The sequence below is a fragment of the Reyranella sp. genome (assembly GCF_030651995.1).
GTDB lineage: Bacteria > Pseudomonadota > Alphaproteobacteria > Reyranellales > Reyranellaceae > Reyranella.
In genome coordinates, this window is record NZ_JAUSBN010000022.1 from 90,700 (window position 1) to 104,413 (window position 13,714).

15 protein-coding genes are annotated in these 13,714 nt (G+C 67.0%); 8 read left to right on the forward strand and 7 right to left on the reverse strand.

Translation table 11 applies throughout. The features are described from left to right. Window position 1 precedes the first annotated feature (1 nt). Window positions 2–1,102, forward strand: coding sequence for an ABC transporter permease (locus Q7V45_RS05760; protein ID WP_304848416.1), 1,101 nt, complete (start codon window positions 2–4; stop codon window positions 1,100–1,102). Between the two features lie 17 nt (window positions 1,103–1,119). On the opposite strand, the gene Q7V45_RS05765 is transcribed toward Q7V45_RS05760, so the two are convergent. Continuing rightward, window positions 1,120–1,593, reverse strand: a complete 474-nt coding sequence (locus tag Q7V45_RS05765; RefSeq protein WP_304848419.1) for a hypothetical protein — start codon at window positions 1,591–1,593, stop codon at window positions 1,120–1,122. A gap of 85 nt (window positions 1,594–1,678) precedes the next feature. On the opposite strand from Q7V45_RS05765, the gene Q7V45_RS05770 reads away from it, so the two are divergent. Together Q7V45_RS05770 and Q7V45_RS05775 are read left to right on the forward strand one after the other, a co-directional pair. Further along, window positions 1,679–2,248, forward strand: coding sequence for an NADPH-dependent FMN reductase (locus Q7V45_RS05770; RefSeq protein WP_304848422.1), 570 nt, complete (start codon window positions 1,679–1,681; stop codon window positions 2,246–2,248). A 297-nt stretch (window positions 2,249–2,545) separates the two neighbouring features. Continuing rightward, window positions 2,546–3,751 (forward strand): MFS transporter, encoded by a 1,206-nt coding sequence (locus Q7V45_RS05775; RefSeq protein WP_304848425.1) that lies wholly within the window; start codon window positions 2,546–2,548, stop codon window positions 3,749–3,751. Between the two features lie 7 nt (window positions 3,752–3,758). On the opposite strand, the gene Q7V45_RS05780 is transcribed toward Q7V45_RS05775, so the two are convergent. After that, window positions 3,759–4,148, reverse strand: coding sequence for a cytochrome c family protein (locus Q7V45_RS05780; protein WP_304848428.1), 390 nt, complete (start codon window positions 4,146–4,148; stop codon window positions 3,759–3,761). A 47-nt stretch (window positions 4,149–4,195) separates the two neighbouring features. On the opposite strand from Q7V45_RS05780, the gene alkB reads away from it, so the two are divergent. Continuing rightward, window positions 4,196–4,837 carry a DNA oxidative demethylase AlkB gene (gene alkB / locus Q7V45_RS05785; protein ID WP_304848517.1) on the forward strand — a complete coding sequence of 214 codons (642 nt, stop codon included), beginning with the start codon at window positions 4,196–4,198 and terminating at the stop codon, window positions 4,835–4,837. 151 nt (window positions 4,838–4,988) lie between these two features. On the opposite strand, the gene Q7V45_RS05790 is transcribed toward alkB, so the two are convergent. Genes Q7V45_RS05790 through Q7V45_RS05805 form a run of 4 tightly spaced genes read right to left on the reverse strand, consistent with a single transcriptional unit; the run spans window position 4,989 to window position 8,612 of the window. Continuing rightward, window positions 4,989–5,960, reverse strand: coding sequence for a tripartite tricarboxylate transporter substrate binding protein (locus Q7V45_RS05790; RefSeq protein WP_304848431.1), 972 nt, complete (start codon window positions 5,958–5,960; stop codon window positions 4,989–4,991). Window positions 5,961–5,982: 22 nt separating this feature from the next. Next, window positions 5,983–6,420: a Zn-ribbon domain-containing OB-fold protein gene (locus Q7V45_RS05795; RefSeq protein ID WP_304848434.1), complete on the reverse strand. Its 438-nt coding sequence runs from the start codon at window positions 6,418–6,420 to the stop codon at window positions 5,983–5,985. Next, on the reverse strand, window positions 6,417–7,577 hold the full coding sequence (locus Q7V45_RS05800) for a transporter (protein WP_304848436.1): 1,161 nt from the start codon (window positions 7,575–7,577) through the stop codon (window positions 6,417–6,419). The genes Q7V45_RS05795 and Q7V45_RS05800 overlap by 4 nt, the downstream gene beginning before the upstream one ends. Window positions 7,578–7,625: 48 nt before the next feature. Next, window positions 7,626–8,612, reverse strand: coding sequence for a tripartite tricarboxylate transporter substrate binding protein (locus Q7V45_RS05805; protein WP_304848439.1), 987 nt, complete (start codon window positions 8,610–8,612; stop codon window positions 7,626–7,628). Between the two features lie 93 nt (window positions 8,613–8,705). Between Q7V45_RS05805 and Q7V45_RS05810 the strand changes: the two genes are divergently transcribed. From Q7V45_RS05810 to Q7V45_RS05825, 4 genes are all read left to right on the forward strand, one after another. Next, window positions 8,706–9,947 carry an amidohydrolase family protein gene (locus Q7V45_RS05810; protein ID WP_304848442.1) on the forward strand — a complete coding sequence of 414 codons (1,242 nt, stop codon included), beginning with the start codon at window positions 8,706–8,708 and terminating at the stop codon, window positions 9,945–9,947. A 22-nt stretch (window positions 9,948–9,969) separates the two neighbouring features. Further along, a complete protein-coding gene (locus Q7V45_RS05815) occupies window positions 9,970–11,493 on the forward strand; it encodes an amidase (RefSeq protein WP_304848445.1) in 1,524 nt (507 codons plus the stop codon). A gap of 161 nt (window positions 11,494–11,654) precedes the next feature. Next, window positions 11,655–11,993 (forward strand): hypothetical protein, encoded by a 339-nt coding sequence (locus Q7V45_RS05820; RefSeq protein WP_304848448.1) that lies wholly within the window; start codon window positions 11,655–11,657, stop codon window positions 11,991–11,993. 192 nt (window positions 11,994–12,185) lie between these two features. Beyond that, the gene (locus tag Q7V45_RS05825; protein WP_304848452.1) at window positions 12,186–12,545 is read left to right on the forward strand and encodes a thrombospondin type 3 repeat-containing protein; all 360 of its coding nucleotides are present in this window, start codon (window positions 12,186–12,188) and stop codon (window positions 12,543–12,545) included. Window positions 12,546–12,571: 26 nt separating this feature from the next. Here the strand turns inward: Q7V45_RS05825 and Q7V45_RS05830 are convergent, their stop codons facing one another. Beyond that, entirely contained in the window at window positions 12,572–13,711 is a 1,140-nt protein-coding gene (locus Q7V45_RS05830; protein ID WP_304848455.1) for a CaiB/BaiF CoA-transferase family protein, read from the reverse strand. Window positions 13,712–13,714: the final 3 nt, after the last annotated feature.

A 13,714-nucleotide genomic window follows, 5' to 3' on the forward strand; every position in this document is an offset into this window, starting at 1 on the left:
CATGTGGCGCCGCATCGCCTCGTTGATCCTCAAGGAATTCAAGATGCTGTGGAAGGACCGCAAGAGCCGCATGGTTCTCGTGGTCCCGCCGCTGGTGCAGCTCGTGCTGTTCGCCAGCGCCGCGACGTTCGAGGTAACCGATGCCTCCCTCGGCCTCTGGATCGAGGACCGGGCAGGCCCGGCACAGGAACTGGTCAGCCGCTTCGAGGCATCGCCTGCCTTCCACGTCGTCGCGCGCTTCGACAATCCACATTCCGTCCAGGAGGCCCTCGACACGCAAAAGGTGAAGGCGGTGCTGCATGTCGGCCAGACCTTCTCGGCCGACGTCGCCGCCGGGCGGCCGGCCCGCGTCCAGCTGCTGCTCGACGGCCGCAAGTCCAACGCCGCCCTCATCCTGCAGAGCTATGCGCTGGGCATCGTCGAAAGCTACAACCTCGCCCGGGCGGGTCAGGCCGCCGCCGAGCTGAACATCCACCCGCGCGCCTGGTTCAATCCCAACTTCGACAGCCGCTGGTTCATCCTGCCGGGCCTGACGGTGCTGCTCACCATCGTGGCGATCCTGCTGATCACCGCCCTCTCGGTCGCCCGAGAACGCGAGCTCGGCACGTTCGAGCAGCTTCTCGTCACGCCGTTGCGCCCCATGGAAATCCTGGTGGGCAAGACCGTCCCGGCACTCTGCATCGGCTTCGTCGAGGCGAACCTGATCGCCGCGCTGGCCTGCTTCGCCTATGGCGTGCCGTTCGTCGGCAGCGTCGTGCTGTTCAACGTCGCGATCGCGGTCTTCGTGCTGTCGGCGGTGGGCATCGGCCTGGTCATCTCATCGGTCGCCAAGACCCAGCAGCAGGCGATCCTGAGTGTCTTCCTCTTCCTGTCGCCGGCCGCGGTGCTGTCCGGCTTCACGACCCCGATCGCCAACATGCCCGACTGGGCGCAGGCCCTCACCCACCTCAACCCGATCCGCTACATGGTGACCCTGAGCCGCGGGATCTTCCTGCAGGATATCTCGTGGGCGCTTGCCTGGCCCCAACTCTGGCCGATGGCGCTGATCGGCTGCGTCACGCTGGGCTTTGCGACCTGGCTCTTCTCGCGCCGCCTCGAGTAGGCGACGCGCTTCGTCGATCAGCCGCCGCGCTGCGCCTGGATCGCCCTCTGCAGCTCGCGGTCGAAGCCCTTGAGCGATTGCGTGAAGGGACCTGCCATCGTGCCCTGCAACTGGAGCTGGACCTGGATCTGCGAGCCCGTGCGCAGCTGCTGCAGCAGCTCGGCGGACTTGGCTTCGTCAAACTGGCAGATGCCCTGCCCGCAGATGCTGGTCGAGATGAAGGGGTTGGAATCGACCTGGATGCTGGCCCGCACACCCTGCCCGTCGCCGACCACGGAAATCTTCTTGTAGGCCGCCGAGTAGCGCATCACGAGGAACTGGCCGAGCAGGCTGTTGCCGTCGATCGTCGCCTGCGCGCCGCAATCCTTGCCGCCCTCGGACGAGCAGTACATGACCCACTTGTCGGGCGGCTGGTCCTGCGCGGAAGCCGGCAGCGAAAGGCTCCATGCGGCGGCGGCAATACCGGCAGCCACGAATACGGATCGCATCATCTTTCGCCCTGCTCCCAGGTTTGCCAGCTTTCCAAGGGCCACCTATGTAGCCGCCCACGCACCCGCTGACAAAGGAACCCTTCGCATGTCCGAGAGCCTGAAACTCGTCGCCTTCTGCGGCAGCCTGCGCAAGGCGTCATTCAACCGTCTGTCGTTGCAGGCCTTCATCGAGCGACTCCCGGCCGGCGCGGCGTGCGACACGATCGAGATCGGCGACTGGCCGCTCTACGACGCCGACCTCCAGGCCAAGGGCTTCCCCGACAAGGTGCAGGCCGCGCAGAAGGCCATGCTGGAGGCCGACGGCATCGTCCTCGTCAGCCCGGAATACAACTACGGCATCTCGGGCGTACTGAAGAACGCCATCGACTGGCTGTCGCGCATGAGCCCGCAGCCCTTCGCCGCCAAGCCGGTCGCCCTGTTCGGCGCCTCGATGGGCGTCCTCGGTACGGCGCGGGCGCAGTACCAGCTCCGCCAGACGCTGGTGTTCCTCGATGGCCGGCCGCTCAACAAGCCCGAGGTCATGATCGCCCAGGCGCAGAACAAGTTCGCCGACGGCAAGCTGACCGACGAGATGACGGGCAAGCTGCTCGGCGACCTCGGCGCCGCGCTGGCGCTCACCTGCCGCCAAGCCAAGGCGGCCTCAACGATCAAGTAAGACCATCAACGATCTGGCTGGCAGTTCCGACGAGCACCCATCTTCCTGCTGTTTACCGTATCGATGACGATGGCTTGTCAGTCCAATCTCCGTCGTCCTGAGCGGAGCGCAGCGTAGTCGAAGGACCTCTTTTCGTTTCGACACACTGTGGGTCGGAAAAGAGGTCCTTCGACTGCGCCGCCCTTCGGGCGGCTCCGCTCAGGACGACGGGTTCTTTGGCCGCCGATCTGCCGCAAACGTGATCCTTCGGCCCCCGCCGAAGGAATGTTCGCCGTATCCGTGGTAGCAAGCCGGCCCATGGCGTCGAGACTGCCCCTCCTCACCCTGCTGATCGCCGTCACCTGCCTCAGCCAGTTCTATCGCGTGTCGAACAGCGTGATCGCGCCCGAGCTCGTGCGCGACCTCGATCTCAGCGCGCGCCAGCTCGGCTGGGCGGGCAGCGCCTTCTTCTTCGCCCTGTTCGCGGTCCAGATCCCCGTCGGCATGTGGTTCGACCGGTTCGGCGCGCGCCGGACGGTGGCGGCGTTATCGCTGCTCGCCATGCTGGGCTCGCTGTGGATCGCGAACGCGAGCGACGCGGCCGACCTGATCGCCGGACGCACCATCGTCGGCGTGGGCTGCGCCGCCTCGTTCATGTCCGTGGTGTTCCTGTGCTCGCGATGGTTCGAGCCGGCGAAGCTCTCCACACGGCTCTCCTGGGTGTTCGCGGCGTCGAATATCGGCACCCTGGCGGCCGCCACGCCGCTCGCCTGGATCGCGGCCACGGTCGGCTGGCGCAGCGGCTTCCTGGGCCTTGCGGCCATCACGCTGCTTGTGGCCGTCGGCTTCCTGGTCTTCGTGCGCGACCGGCCGCCGGAATATCGCGGGCCCGAGCCCACGCGGGAATCACCAGGCAAGATCCTGCGCGGCCTATGGGAAGTCTGGCGGACGCCCGGCCTCGGCCCGGTGCTCTCGATGCACTTCTTCGCCTACGCAACGATGCTGACGGTGCTGGGCGTGTGGGGCGGGCCCTATCTCTACGATGTGCACAAGCTCGATGGCGTCGCGCGCGGCAACGTGCTGCTGGCCATGGGCGTGGCGCAGATCCTGGGCATCCTGGCCTACGGGCCGATGGACCGCGTCCTGCGCTCGCGCAAGCGGGTGGTGTTCGGGGGGGCAGCGATTTCGATGGTGCTGCTGGCGACCCTGGCGGCGCTGTCCCATCCGCCGCTCTGGCTCGCGGTTTCGCTGCTGATCGCCTTCTGCTTCTTCTGCGCCTACGGCACGGTGATCGTGGCACAGGGCCGCGCGCTCTTTCCCGACCGGCTGGCGGGGCGCGGCGTCACCACCGTGAACATGGCGCAATGCCTCGGGCTCGCCGTGCTGCCGGCCGGCGCAGGCTACGTCGTCGAGGCCTTCGGCGCCGGCGACACGGCCTATCGCTGGGTCTTCGGCATGCTCGCCGTCGGGCTCGTGCTGGGCTCCTTCGCCTATGTGCGGGCGCGCGACAGTTTTACGCCGTGAGGCCTGACTACTTCGTCGCTTCCTTGAGATAGGCGACCAGGTCGGCGAGCTGGCCGGCGTTCTTCACGCCGTTGTAGAGCATCTTGGTGCCGGGCACCTTGCCCTTGGGATCGCGGTTGTACTCAGCGAGCGTCGTGTCGTCCCAGACGATGCCCGAATTCTTCATCGCATCGGAATAGGCATAGCCCGCGCTGGTGCCGGCCTTGCGCCCGAACACCCCGTGCAGATTCGGACCGGTCACCTGCGCGCCGTCCTTTTCCAGCGTGTGGCAGGACTTGCACTGGGTGTTGAAGACACGCTGTCCCTTCGCGGCCTCTCCCGATTGCGCGGCGGCGGGGCCGGCCGCGGTCGCCGTCCCGGCGACGATCACAGCGGCGGCAGTGATCCAGTTCTTCATCACGCTACTCCTGATGCTTCCGGCAGAAGATGCCCTATATCGGAATGATGCAGCAAAGCCTGTTCGATGCAGATGGCGGAAAGGAGGCGCTGGCGCCCGGCGCCACGGTGTTGCGCGGTTTCGCAAGAAACCGTGATCTCGCGCTGCTGGCGGCGATCGAGGCGATCGCGGCCCAGGCGCCGTTTCGACACATGATGACGCCCGGGGGCTTCGAGATGTCGGTGGCGATGACCAATTGCGGCGCGGCCGGCTGGGTCACGGATCGGTCGGGCTACCGCTATCAGGCGCGCGATCCGCAAAGCGGCGCCCCGTGGCCCGCGATGCCAGCCGGGTTTCTCGCACTGGCCGACGAAGCCGCGACTGCGGCGGGGTTCGTGACGTTCGTACCCGACGCCTGCCTGATCAACCGCTACGAGCCCGGCGCGAAACTGTCGCTGCACCAGGACAAGGATGAAGCCCACTACCGCCATCCCATCGTCTCGGTGTCGCTCGGCCTGCCCGCCACCTTCCAGTTCGGAGGCCCGAAGCGCGCCGATCCCGTCCGGAAGGTCACGCTGGAGCATGGCGACGTGGTCGTCTGGGGCGGCCCGTCCCGCCTGTTCCATCACGGCATCCTGACATTGAAAAGCGGCGAGCATCCGCTGACCGGACGCCGCCGCTTCAATCTCACGCTTCGAAAAGCGCTTTAGAAAGCGCTCGACCAAGTCACCAACCTCACCCTGAGGAGCGCCCGCAGGGCGCGTCTCGAAGGGTCGGCTACGGTCTCGGTGTTGCCCACCCTTCGAGACGCCTCGCTTCGCGAGGCTCCTCAGGGTGAGGACTTTATGTACGGCCGGACGCTTACTCCGGCTTGATGTTCTGGTCCTTGATCAGCTTCGTCCAGCGCTTCTCCTCCTTGTCGAGGAAGGTCTTGAACTCGGCCGGTGTCGAGGCGCGGATCTCCACACCCTGCGGCTTGAAGCGCTCGATCATCTCGGGCTCGGCAGCGATCTTGGCGATCGCCTTCTGCAGCTTGTCGACGATCGCCTTGGGCGTGCCGGCCGGCACCACCATGCCCTGCCAGAACACCGCCTCGAAGTCGGGCAGGCCCGCCGCCTCGACCACGGTCGGGATGTCGGGGAAGGCGGGCGAACGCTTGAGGCTCGAGATGGCGATGGCCCGGGTGCGGCCCGTCGCCAGCACCGGCTTCGCCTCGAGGGCGGCCGAGAACATCATCTGGGCCTGGCCCGAGGCCACGTCCTGCCCCGCCTGCGCGCCGCCCTTGTAGGGAACGTGCGTGATGTTGAGGCCGGCCTGCGCCTTCAGCAGTTCGGCGGCGAGATGGTTGGTGGCGCCGATGCCCGAGCTCGCGATGTTGAACTTGCCGGGGTTGGCTTTCACATAGGCGATCAGCTCGGCCATGTTCTTGGCCGGGAACTCCGAATTCACGTGCAGGATGAAGGGCGTGAACGACATCAGCGACACGAGCTCGAAGCTCTTGTTGGGGTCGTACTGGACCTGGCCCGTGAGCGTCGGGTTGATGATCAGCGACGTGCCGGCGGCATAGATCGTGTAGCCGTCGGGGGCGGCCTTGGCGACGAAGTTGGAGGCCACGGTGGTGGCCGCGCCGGCGCGGTTGTCGACGATGAACGGCTTGCCGAGCTCCGCCGAGAGCTTCTCGGCATAGACGCGGGCCACGGCGTCGTTCACGCCGCCCGGCGGATAGGGGACGACCAGCGAGACCGGCTTCTGCGGCCAATCGGTCTGCGCCGAGGCGGCAAACGGCAGCAGCAGCGCGGCGAGCGCCGACGCCACGAATACAGAACGCTTCATGATTTTTCCTCCCAGGATTTCTCTAGTCGGCGACGAAGACGGGCAACGTCACCTCTTTGTTGACCGGCTCGAAGCCGAGCTTTACGCGCCGGCCGATCTTCAGTTCGGACTCCGGAATGCCGTGCAGTTGTGCGTTCACGCGCACGCCGGCATCCATGTCGACCAGCGCCACGATGTAGGGCGCCGATGCCTTGAAGAAGAAGTTGAACGGATGGTGGCACACCGTCCAGGCATGGAGGCTGCCGCCCAGCGGCGCTTCCTTGAACTCGCTTTCCATCGAGAAGCAGTGCGGGCAGACCGGCCGCGGATAGTGCCGGACCTTGCCGCAGGACGAGCAGTACTGCAGCAGGAAGCGACCCTCGCGCATGCCGTCCCAATAGGGCTGGCTCTCACGGGTCGGCGTCGGCAGCGGGCGCTCAGGGGCGGGCGCCGGCGCGACCGGTGTGGGGGCCTGGCTCATGCCGCCCTCCGCAGGATCGCGATCGACCCGTCGCCCATGTCGCCATAGCCGGTGACGAGGCCGGTCTCGGCATCCTTCACCTGGGCCCGGCCGGCCTCACCGCGCAACTGGCGCGTCAGTTCGATCACATGGTTGAGGCCCACGACGTGGCCCTGGCTCAGCAGCCCGCCATGGGTGTTGATCGGCAGCTCGCCGCCCAGCGCGATGCGGCCGTCCATCACGAACGGCCCGCCCTCGCCGGCCTTGCAGAAGCCCAGGATCTCGAGCTGGCGGATCACCGTGAAGGTGAAGCAGTCGTAGATCTCGGCCACGTCGATGTCCTTGGGGCCCACCCCCGCCATCGCGTAGGCGCGCGGCGCCGATTTCACCAGGCCGAACTCCAGTATGTCCGGCCGCTGCGCGATCGACGCGGGCGACTCGGGATGGCCCTCGGCCACGCCGGCGATGGTGACCAGCGGCTTCCTGAGGTCCTTCGCGCGATCGGCGGCGCTCACGATCACGGCCGCGCCGCCGTCGCTCTCCAGGCTGCAGTCGAACAGGCGGAACGGATCGGAGATCATGCGCGAGGCGTGGTGGTCCTCGACCGTGAGCGGCTTGTTCATCACGACGTTGCCGTTGAGGATCGCATGCTGGCGCGTGACGACGGCCACTTCGGCGAACTGCCGCGCCGTCGTGCCGTAGAGCTCCATGTGGCGGCGTGCGCCCTGGGCGTAGAGCTGGGCGGGCGCGAACATGCCGATCGGCAGTTCGAACTCGGCCGCCTGCGCGAACACCGGGAACTGCTGCAGGCGCGTCGAGACGCGCGAACCGGAGTAACCGGTGCGCCCGACCGAGATCAGCACGTGCTTGCAGACGCCGGTCGTCACCGCCATCGCCGCCATCTGGATGGCAGCGACACAGGTGGCACCGCCCATCGGGATGAAGGCCGAGAGCGTGAGATCCTTCAGGCCTAGATTGGCGATGAAGTCCTCGGCGATCGCGCCGCCCGGAAAGTACGGAATCACGCCGTCGACGTCGCTCGGGTCGATCCCGGCATCGTCGAGCGCCTTGAGACTGGCCTCGAGCTGCAGCGCGAGCCCGCTCTTGGTCGTGCCGCGCGTATACGCGGTCTCGCCAATGCCGCTCACCGCCGCCTTGTCGCGAAGCGGATGCACCATCTTGATTTCCTCCGGCGCGCATTGTGCCGGAAGCGGCGCATGAGGCAATCAGTCTGCGCGGATATTTCCCGCCTTGATCACTTCGCGCCAGCGCGGCAGCTCGGCTCGGATGAGTGCGGTGTAGCCCGCCCCGTCGAGCGTGCCGGGCCGGATGCCGAGCTTGTCGAAACGCTCCTTTATCTGGGCGCTTTGCAGGGCTGCGGCGATTTCCGTTTCCCAACGCTTGACGATCTCGGGCGGCAATCCCGCCGGCGCCGAGAAGCCGAACCAGTTGGTTGCCACGACCTCCGGGAATCCCGCCTCGCGAAAGGTCGGCACATCCGGCAACGTTGGCGCGCGATTTTCCTCGCTCACCGCCAGCGGCTTCATGCGTTTGGACGCGAAGTAGCCGCTCGCCGTCGGCAGGCTTTCCATCAGTGCGGTGATCTGGCCGCCCAGCAGGTCGTTCATCGCCGGCGCCGAGCCGCGATAGGGAATGTGCGTGAGCTGCACCTTGGCCGCGAGCGCGAGCAACTGGCCCACGAGATGGTTCATGGTGCCGTTGCCGCCGGATCCGTAGGTCACCTCGCCCGGCTTGGCCCGCGCCCTCTCGATCAGTTCCTGCACCGAGCCGACCGGCGACGTGCCATTCACCGCCAGCACGCTCGGGAAGGTGCCGACCAGGTGGATGTGCGTGAAGTCGGCCAGCGGGTCGTAGGGAACATCCTTGTAGAGGACGGGCCCGATCCCGTGCGAGGCCGCGCTCGAGATCATGACGATATGGGCGTCGCCGCGTGCCTTGGCCACGATGTCGGCCCCCAGCATGCCGCCAGCGCCGGGCTTGTTCTCGACGACGATGGGCTGGCCGAGCTTCGTGCCGAAATACTCCGCCAGCGCCCGCGACATGATGTCGGCCGCGCCCGCGGGCGGGAAGTTGACGATCCAGCGGATCGGCTTGGTCGGCCAAGGCGCGGGAGTCGCGGTCTGCCCGGCGGCAATGCTCGGGGAAGCGACGGCGGCGGTACCTGCAACCAGGAGATGACGTCGGGAAAGCATGGTTCTTGCTGAGCCTCCGGGGCCGTCGGGCTGTCAATGGACGACGGCATGATGCAACATGCGTGCCGGCCGCCGCCGGCGACTGGAGTGATGATGGATTTCGACCTTGTCCTGCGCGATGTGCGGCTCGCCGACAGCACGCCCGATCAACCGACCACCGACATCGGCGTCGTCCAGGGCCGCATCGCCGCCATCGCGCCGAAGCTGGGCGGCAGCGCACGGGAAGAGTACAGGGGCCACGGTCGCCTGGTCTGCTCGGGCTTCGTCGATACCCACATCCATCTCGACAAGGCGTGCATCCTCGGCCGCTGCGAGCACAATACCAAGCGCATGCCGCATCTCGCCATGGAGCGCGTTTCGGCGGTCAAGCACACGATGACGGTCGAGGACGTGATCGAGCGCGCCTCGGCCACCATCGAAAAATGCATCAGCCACGGCGCCACCCGCATGCGCCCCCATTGCGAAGTCGATCCCAAGATCGGGATGCGCGGATTCGAGGGCGTGAAGGCACTGGTCGACAAGTACAAGTGGGCGATCGACATCGAGATCTGCGTCATGCCGCAGGAGGGCCTCACCAACAATCCCGGCACCGACGAGCTGATGGTCGAGGCGCTGAAGAATGGCGCGAGGGTCGTCGGAGCCGCCCCCAGCTACGACAGCGACAGCGCGGCCCAGATCCATCGCGTCTTCGAGATGGCGCGCGAGTTCGATGCCGATATCGACATGCATGTCGACAGCGGCCCCACGGCCGACCATCTCGACACGCTCCTGGTCTGCGATCTCGCCGAGAAATACAAGTGGGGTGGCCGGGTCGCCGTCGGCCATGTCGGCAAGCTCTCGACGATGCCGTTCAAGGACCTCGACACGGTCGCCCGGCGCATGGCCGACACCGGCGTCGCCGCAACCGTGCTGACCGCGACCGACCTCTATCTCGGCGGCCGCCACACCGACCACAATGTGCCGCGCAACGTCCTCGACCTGAACTTCCTGACCGAGCGCGGCGTCACCTGCTCGGTCGCCTCCAACAACATCCTCAATCCGTTCACGCCGTTCGGCGACGGCCAGCTGCTGCGCCAGGTGAACATGCACGCCATCGTCACCCAGCGCGCCAACGACGACGAGGTGAAGGCGCTGTGGGACATGACGACCAAGTCGGCCGCCAAGCTGATGCGCAAGGAAGACTACGGCATCGCCGTCGGCGGTCCGGCCGATCTCGTCGTCCTCGATGCCCCCGATGCCGTCATGGCCCTCAGGACCATCGCGCCGGTCCTGGCCGCCTACAAGCGCGGTCGCCGCACCGTGACACGTGAACCCGTCCAGCTGCACCGGCCGTAATCGATTTCAACAAGAGGAAGAAATGTCGAAAGAAGAACTCGTCTCCCTGTCGTCGGTCGAGCTGCGCCGCCGCATCGGCACCAAGGAAATCTCACCGGTCGAGCTGCTCGACGCCTGTCTCGAACGCATCGAAGAGGTGAACCCCGCGGTGAATGCCGTGACCGCGATGTGCGTCGACCGCGCCCGCAAGGAAGCCAAGGCGGCCGAGGCCGCGGTGCGCCGCGGCGAGGACCTGCCGCTGCTGCACGGCCTGCCGACCGGCATCAAGGATCTCGAGGAGACCAAGGACCTTCTCACCACCTACGGCTCGCCGCTCTATCGTGATTATGTGCCGGGCTACGACAACGTCATGGTCGGCCGCGTGCGTGCTGCCGGCGCCATCGTCGTCGGCAAGACCAACGTGCCGGAATTCGGCGCCGGCTCGAACAGCCGCAACCCGGTCTGGGGCGCCACCGGAAATCCCTTCAACCCGATGCTCAACGCCGGCGGCTCGTCGGGCGGCTCGGCCGCCGCGCTCGCCACCGACATGCTGCCGGTGTGCACCGGCTCGGACACCGGCGGCAGCCTGCGCAACCCGGCCGCCTTCTGCGGCGTCGTGGGCTTCCGCCCGTCGCCCGGCATGGTCGCGGTCGAGCGGCGCGCCATGGGCTGGACGCCGATCTCGGTGCTGGGCCCGATGGGCCGCAGCGTCGCCGATGTCTGCCTGCTGTTCGCCACGCAGGTCGGCCAGCACGACAGCGATCCGCTCTCCTTCCCGCTCGAGCCGGAAGCCTATGCCGAACCCTGGCCGGTCGATCTCGGCAGCCTGCGGGTCGCCTACACCGAGGATTTCGGCGGCGCGCCGGTCGAGAAGTCGATCCGCCAGACCTTCCGCGAGAAGATCAAGGCGATGAAGCCGTTCTTCCGCAGCCTCGACAAGGTGGATGTCGACTATGGCGACGCCGACCGCTGCTTCGACGTGATCCGCGCGGTGAGCTTCCTGTCGCGCTACCACGAAACGTACAACAACAATCGCGGCATGCTCGGGCCGAACATCATCGCCAACTACGAGCTCGGCGCGAAGCTCAGCCTGGCCGACTTCGCCTGGGCCCATGGCGAGCAGACGCGGATCTTCCGGGCCTTCCAGCAGATCTACAAGGAGTACGACCTGGTCATCGGCCCGACCGTCGGCTTCTCGCCCTTCCCCTGGAAGCAGCTCTACATCGAGGAGATGGACGGCAAGAAGCTCGGCACCTACTACCATTGGATGGCGACCAAGTACTTCGTCACGCTGACGTCGAACCCCGCCGTCTCCCTGCCGTGCGGCGTCGACGACAAGAAGATGCCGTTCGGCCTGCAGGTGGTCGGCCGCTTCCGCGGCGACGGAGAGGTGCTGGGCGCCGCCCACGCCATGGAGCAGGCCTTCAAGACCAACCCGGTGCTCGCCCGGCCGCTGCCCAACATCGCCAAGCTGCGCAAGCCGGTGCCGGCGCTGAAGTCGATCGTGACCCATCCGCCCAAGCTCAACGCGAAGGTGGCGCGCGGTCCGGCGCCGGGCGCGCTTTAGAAGTAAGAGCCGCCAACGCCCGGCAACCGTTGAGGTTGCCGGGTGGACGGTCTTTGCCCCACACCATCTTTTCGCACCGCACCGCCACTTCGGAAGTCATGCCCCGTTTGTGAGGGAGCGTCCCCGTCACGAGACGGGGTTTGCTCCAAATGGAGGTAGCGATGAACAAGCTGAAGTTCTTGATGGCGACAGGCCTGCTGGCCGCGACCGCGGCCTGCACCCAGACCGGACCCAACAACCCGTATGCCTACAATAGCGGCTACAATACCCGGCCGGCCAACAACAACGCCTACAACCCCAATACCAACCCGTACAACAGCGGCTACAACAGCAACGCCGCCTACTACAACAACAACCCTTCCTACAACCCGAACGGCAACCCGTATTCACGCGCCACCTCCCAGCGCGGGCCGAACGGCGACTATGACCGCGATGGCGTCCCCAACCGCAACGACATCGACGCCAATGGCGACCGCATTCCGGACGCCTTCCAGCGCTAGCTCGACGACCGCTAACATGATCGACCGGCTCCCGTTGAAATCCGGGAGCCGTCCCTGCGTCCGGTCACCAATCGATCACCGCCCGCCTCGAACAAAGCTTCTTCGCGCCCCCGCGCCGCCACTGTCGCTCGCGAATCTCCGTTCATGGGAGCGTCCCGCTCGACATCGGGCGTTCCCCCTGGAGGGAACAGAATGCGCTGCGTCAGTTGGCTCGCCGCCGCGGGCCTCGTGGTGGTGACGGCGGGGTGCGTCGAACAGTCGGGCTATCCGACGACTTACGGCTACAGCCCGGGCTATGGCTCGAACTACGGCTACTCCAACAACTATGTCAGCCAGCCGAGCTACTACCGGCCGGCGCCGACCTACTACGCACCGCCGCCGCCCCGGCCACAGGTGATCACCCAGACGCGCTACGTGCCGGTGCCGGTGGCCCCGCCGAGGCCGTCCTATCGTCGTGCGAGGGACAGCGACCGGGACGGCATCCCCGACCGCTACGACCGCGACCGCAACGGCGACGGCGTCCCCGACAAGTATCAACGCTCGCGCTGGTGATCGGCCGAGCGAAGCTCGGCCGCCATTCAACGGCGCTTGGCACCCCGGATCTCCGCATCGTGCTGGCCGAGCGTCGGCGCGGGACGACGAACGCCGCCCGGCGTCGCCGACAGCTTGAGCGGCACGCCCAGCGTCCTCTGCTTGCCGGCCTTGGCGTGCTCGACCTCGGCCACCATGCCGCGCGCCAGGATCTGCGGATCGGCGAAGACCTCGTCGTGATGCAGCACCGGCCCGGCCGGGATGCCCTCTTTCTCCAGCGTCGCCATCCAGTCGTCGGTCGTGCGCTTGGCGATCTCGGCCTGCAGGATGGCGACGATCTGCTCGTTGTTCTTCACCCGGTCGGCGTTGGCCTTGAAGCGCGGATCCTCCGGCAGTTCCGGCCGGCCGATCAGGGCGCAGAGCCTGCGGAAGAAGTTCTGCTGCGCGCCGCCGATGGTCAGCCAGCCGTCGGCCGTCTGGAACACCTGGTAGGGCGAGGAGCCGCGATGCGCCTGGCCGAGCTTCTCCGGCCGGATGCCGTTGGCGAAAAAGTTCGCCGCCTCGTAGACGCCCAGCGACACGGTGGCCTCGAGCAGCGAGGTCTCGACCCACTGGCCCTCGCCGGTCTTGTGCCGCGCCTGCAACGCGCTCAGCACACCGATGGTGAGGTAGAGGCCGGCGCCGACGTCGGAGATGGCGAGCGGAATGCGGTACGGCGGGCCGTCCTTCGGGCCGGTGACCGACATCAGGCCCGACATGGCCTGGATCATCAGGTCGAAGCCGCCGCGTCCGGCATAGGGGCCGCTCTGGCCGAAGCCCGAGATCGAGCCCAGCACCAGCCGCTTGTTGCGCGCGTGCAGCGCGTCCCAGCCGAGTCCCAGCCGCTTCATCACGCCGGGGCGGAAATTCTCCAGCACCACGTCGGCACCGTCGACCAGCTCCCAGAAGACCTTGAGATCGTCCTCGTTCTTGAGGTCGAGTTTGAGGCCGCGCTTGTTGCGGTTCCACAGCATGAACGGCGCCGACTCGCCCTCGATGAAGGGCGGCGCGCCGCGCATCGAATCGCCCTGCGGGCTCTCGATCTTGATGACGTCGGCCCCCATGTCGGCGAGTTGCATGCCGCAGAAGGGACCGGAGAGATGGGTCGTGAGGTCGAGGACGACCAGACCGTCGAGAGCGCCTGCCATGTT

Excerpts from the sequence above, each read along its gene's own strand:
- Q7V45_RS05760 (WP_304848416.1), top strand. The coding sequence starts at position 2 with ATGTGGCGCCGCATCGCCTCGTTGATCCTCAAGGAATTCAAGATGCTG.
- Q7V45_RS05765 (WP_304848419.1), bottom strand. The coding sequence starts at position 1,593 with ATGATGCGATCCGTATTCGTGGCTGCCGGTATTGCCGCCGCCGCATGG.
- Q7V45_RS05770 (WP_304848422.1), top strand. The coding sequence starts at position 1,679 with ATGTCCGAGAGCCTGAAACTCGTCGCCTTCTGCGGCAGCCTGCGCAAG.
- Q7V45_RS05775 (WP_304848425.1), top strand. The coding sequence starts at position 2,546 with ATGGCGTCGAGACTGCCCCTCCTCACCCTGCTGATCGCCGTCACCTGC.
- Q7V45_RS05780 (WP_304848428.1), bottom strand. The coding sequence starts at position 4,148 with ATGAAGAACTGGATCACTGCCGCCGCTGTGATCGTCGCCGGGACGGCG.
- alkB (WP_304848517.1), top strand. The coding sequence starts at position 4,196 with ATGCAGCAAAGCCTGTTCGATGCAGATGGCGGAAAGGAGGCGCTGGCG.
- Q7V45_RS05790 (WP_304848431.1), bottom strand. The coding sequence starts at position 5,960 with ATGAAGCGTTCTGTATTCGTGGCGTCGGCGCTCGCCGCGCTGCTGCTG.
- Q7V45_RS05795 (WP_304848434.1), bottom strand. The coding sequence starts at position 6,420 with ATGAGCCAGGCCCCCACACCGGTCGCGCCGGCGCCCGCCCCTGAGCGC.
- Q7V45_RS05800 (WP_304848436.1), bottom strand. The coding sequence starts at position 7,577 with ATGGTGCATCCGCTTCGCGACAAGGCGGCGGTGAGCGGCATTGGCGAG.
- Q7V45_RS05805 (WP_304848439.1), bottom strand. The coding sequence starts at position 8,612 with ATGCTTTCCCGACGTCATCTCCTGGTTGCAGGTACCGCCGCCGTCGCT.
- Q7V45_RS05810 (WP_304848442.1), top strand. The coding sequence starts at position 8,706 with ATGGATTTCGACCTTGTCCTGCGCGATGTGCGGCTCGCCGACAGCACG.
- Q7V45_RS05815 (WP_304848445.1), top strand. The coding sequence starts at position 9,970 with ATGTCGAAAGAAGAACTCGTCTCCCTGTCGTCGGTCGAGCTGCGCCGC.
- Q7V45_RS05820 (WP_304848448.1), top strand. The coding sequence starts at position 11,655 with ATGAACAAGCTGAAGTTCTTGATGGCGACAGGCCTGCTGGCCGCGACC.
- Q7V45_RS05825 (WP_304848452.1), top strand. The coding sequence starts at position 12,186 with ATGCGCTGCGTCAGTTGGCTCGCCGCCGCGGGCCTCGTGGTGGTGACG.
- Q7V45_RS05830 (WP_304848455.1), bottom strand. The coding sequence starts at position 13,711 with ATGGCAGGCGCTCTCGACGGTCTGGTCGTCCTCGACCTCACGACCCAT.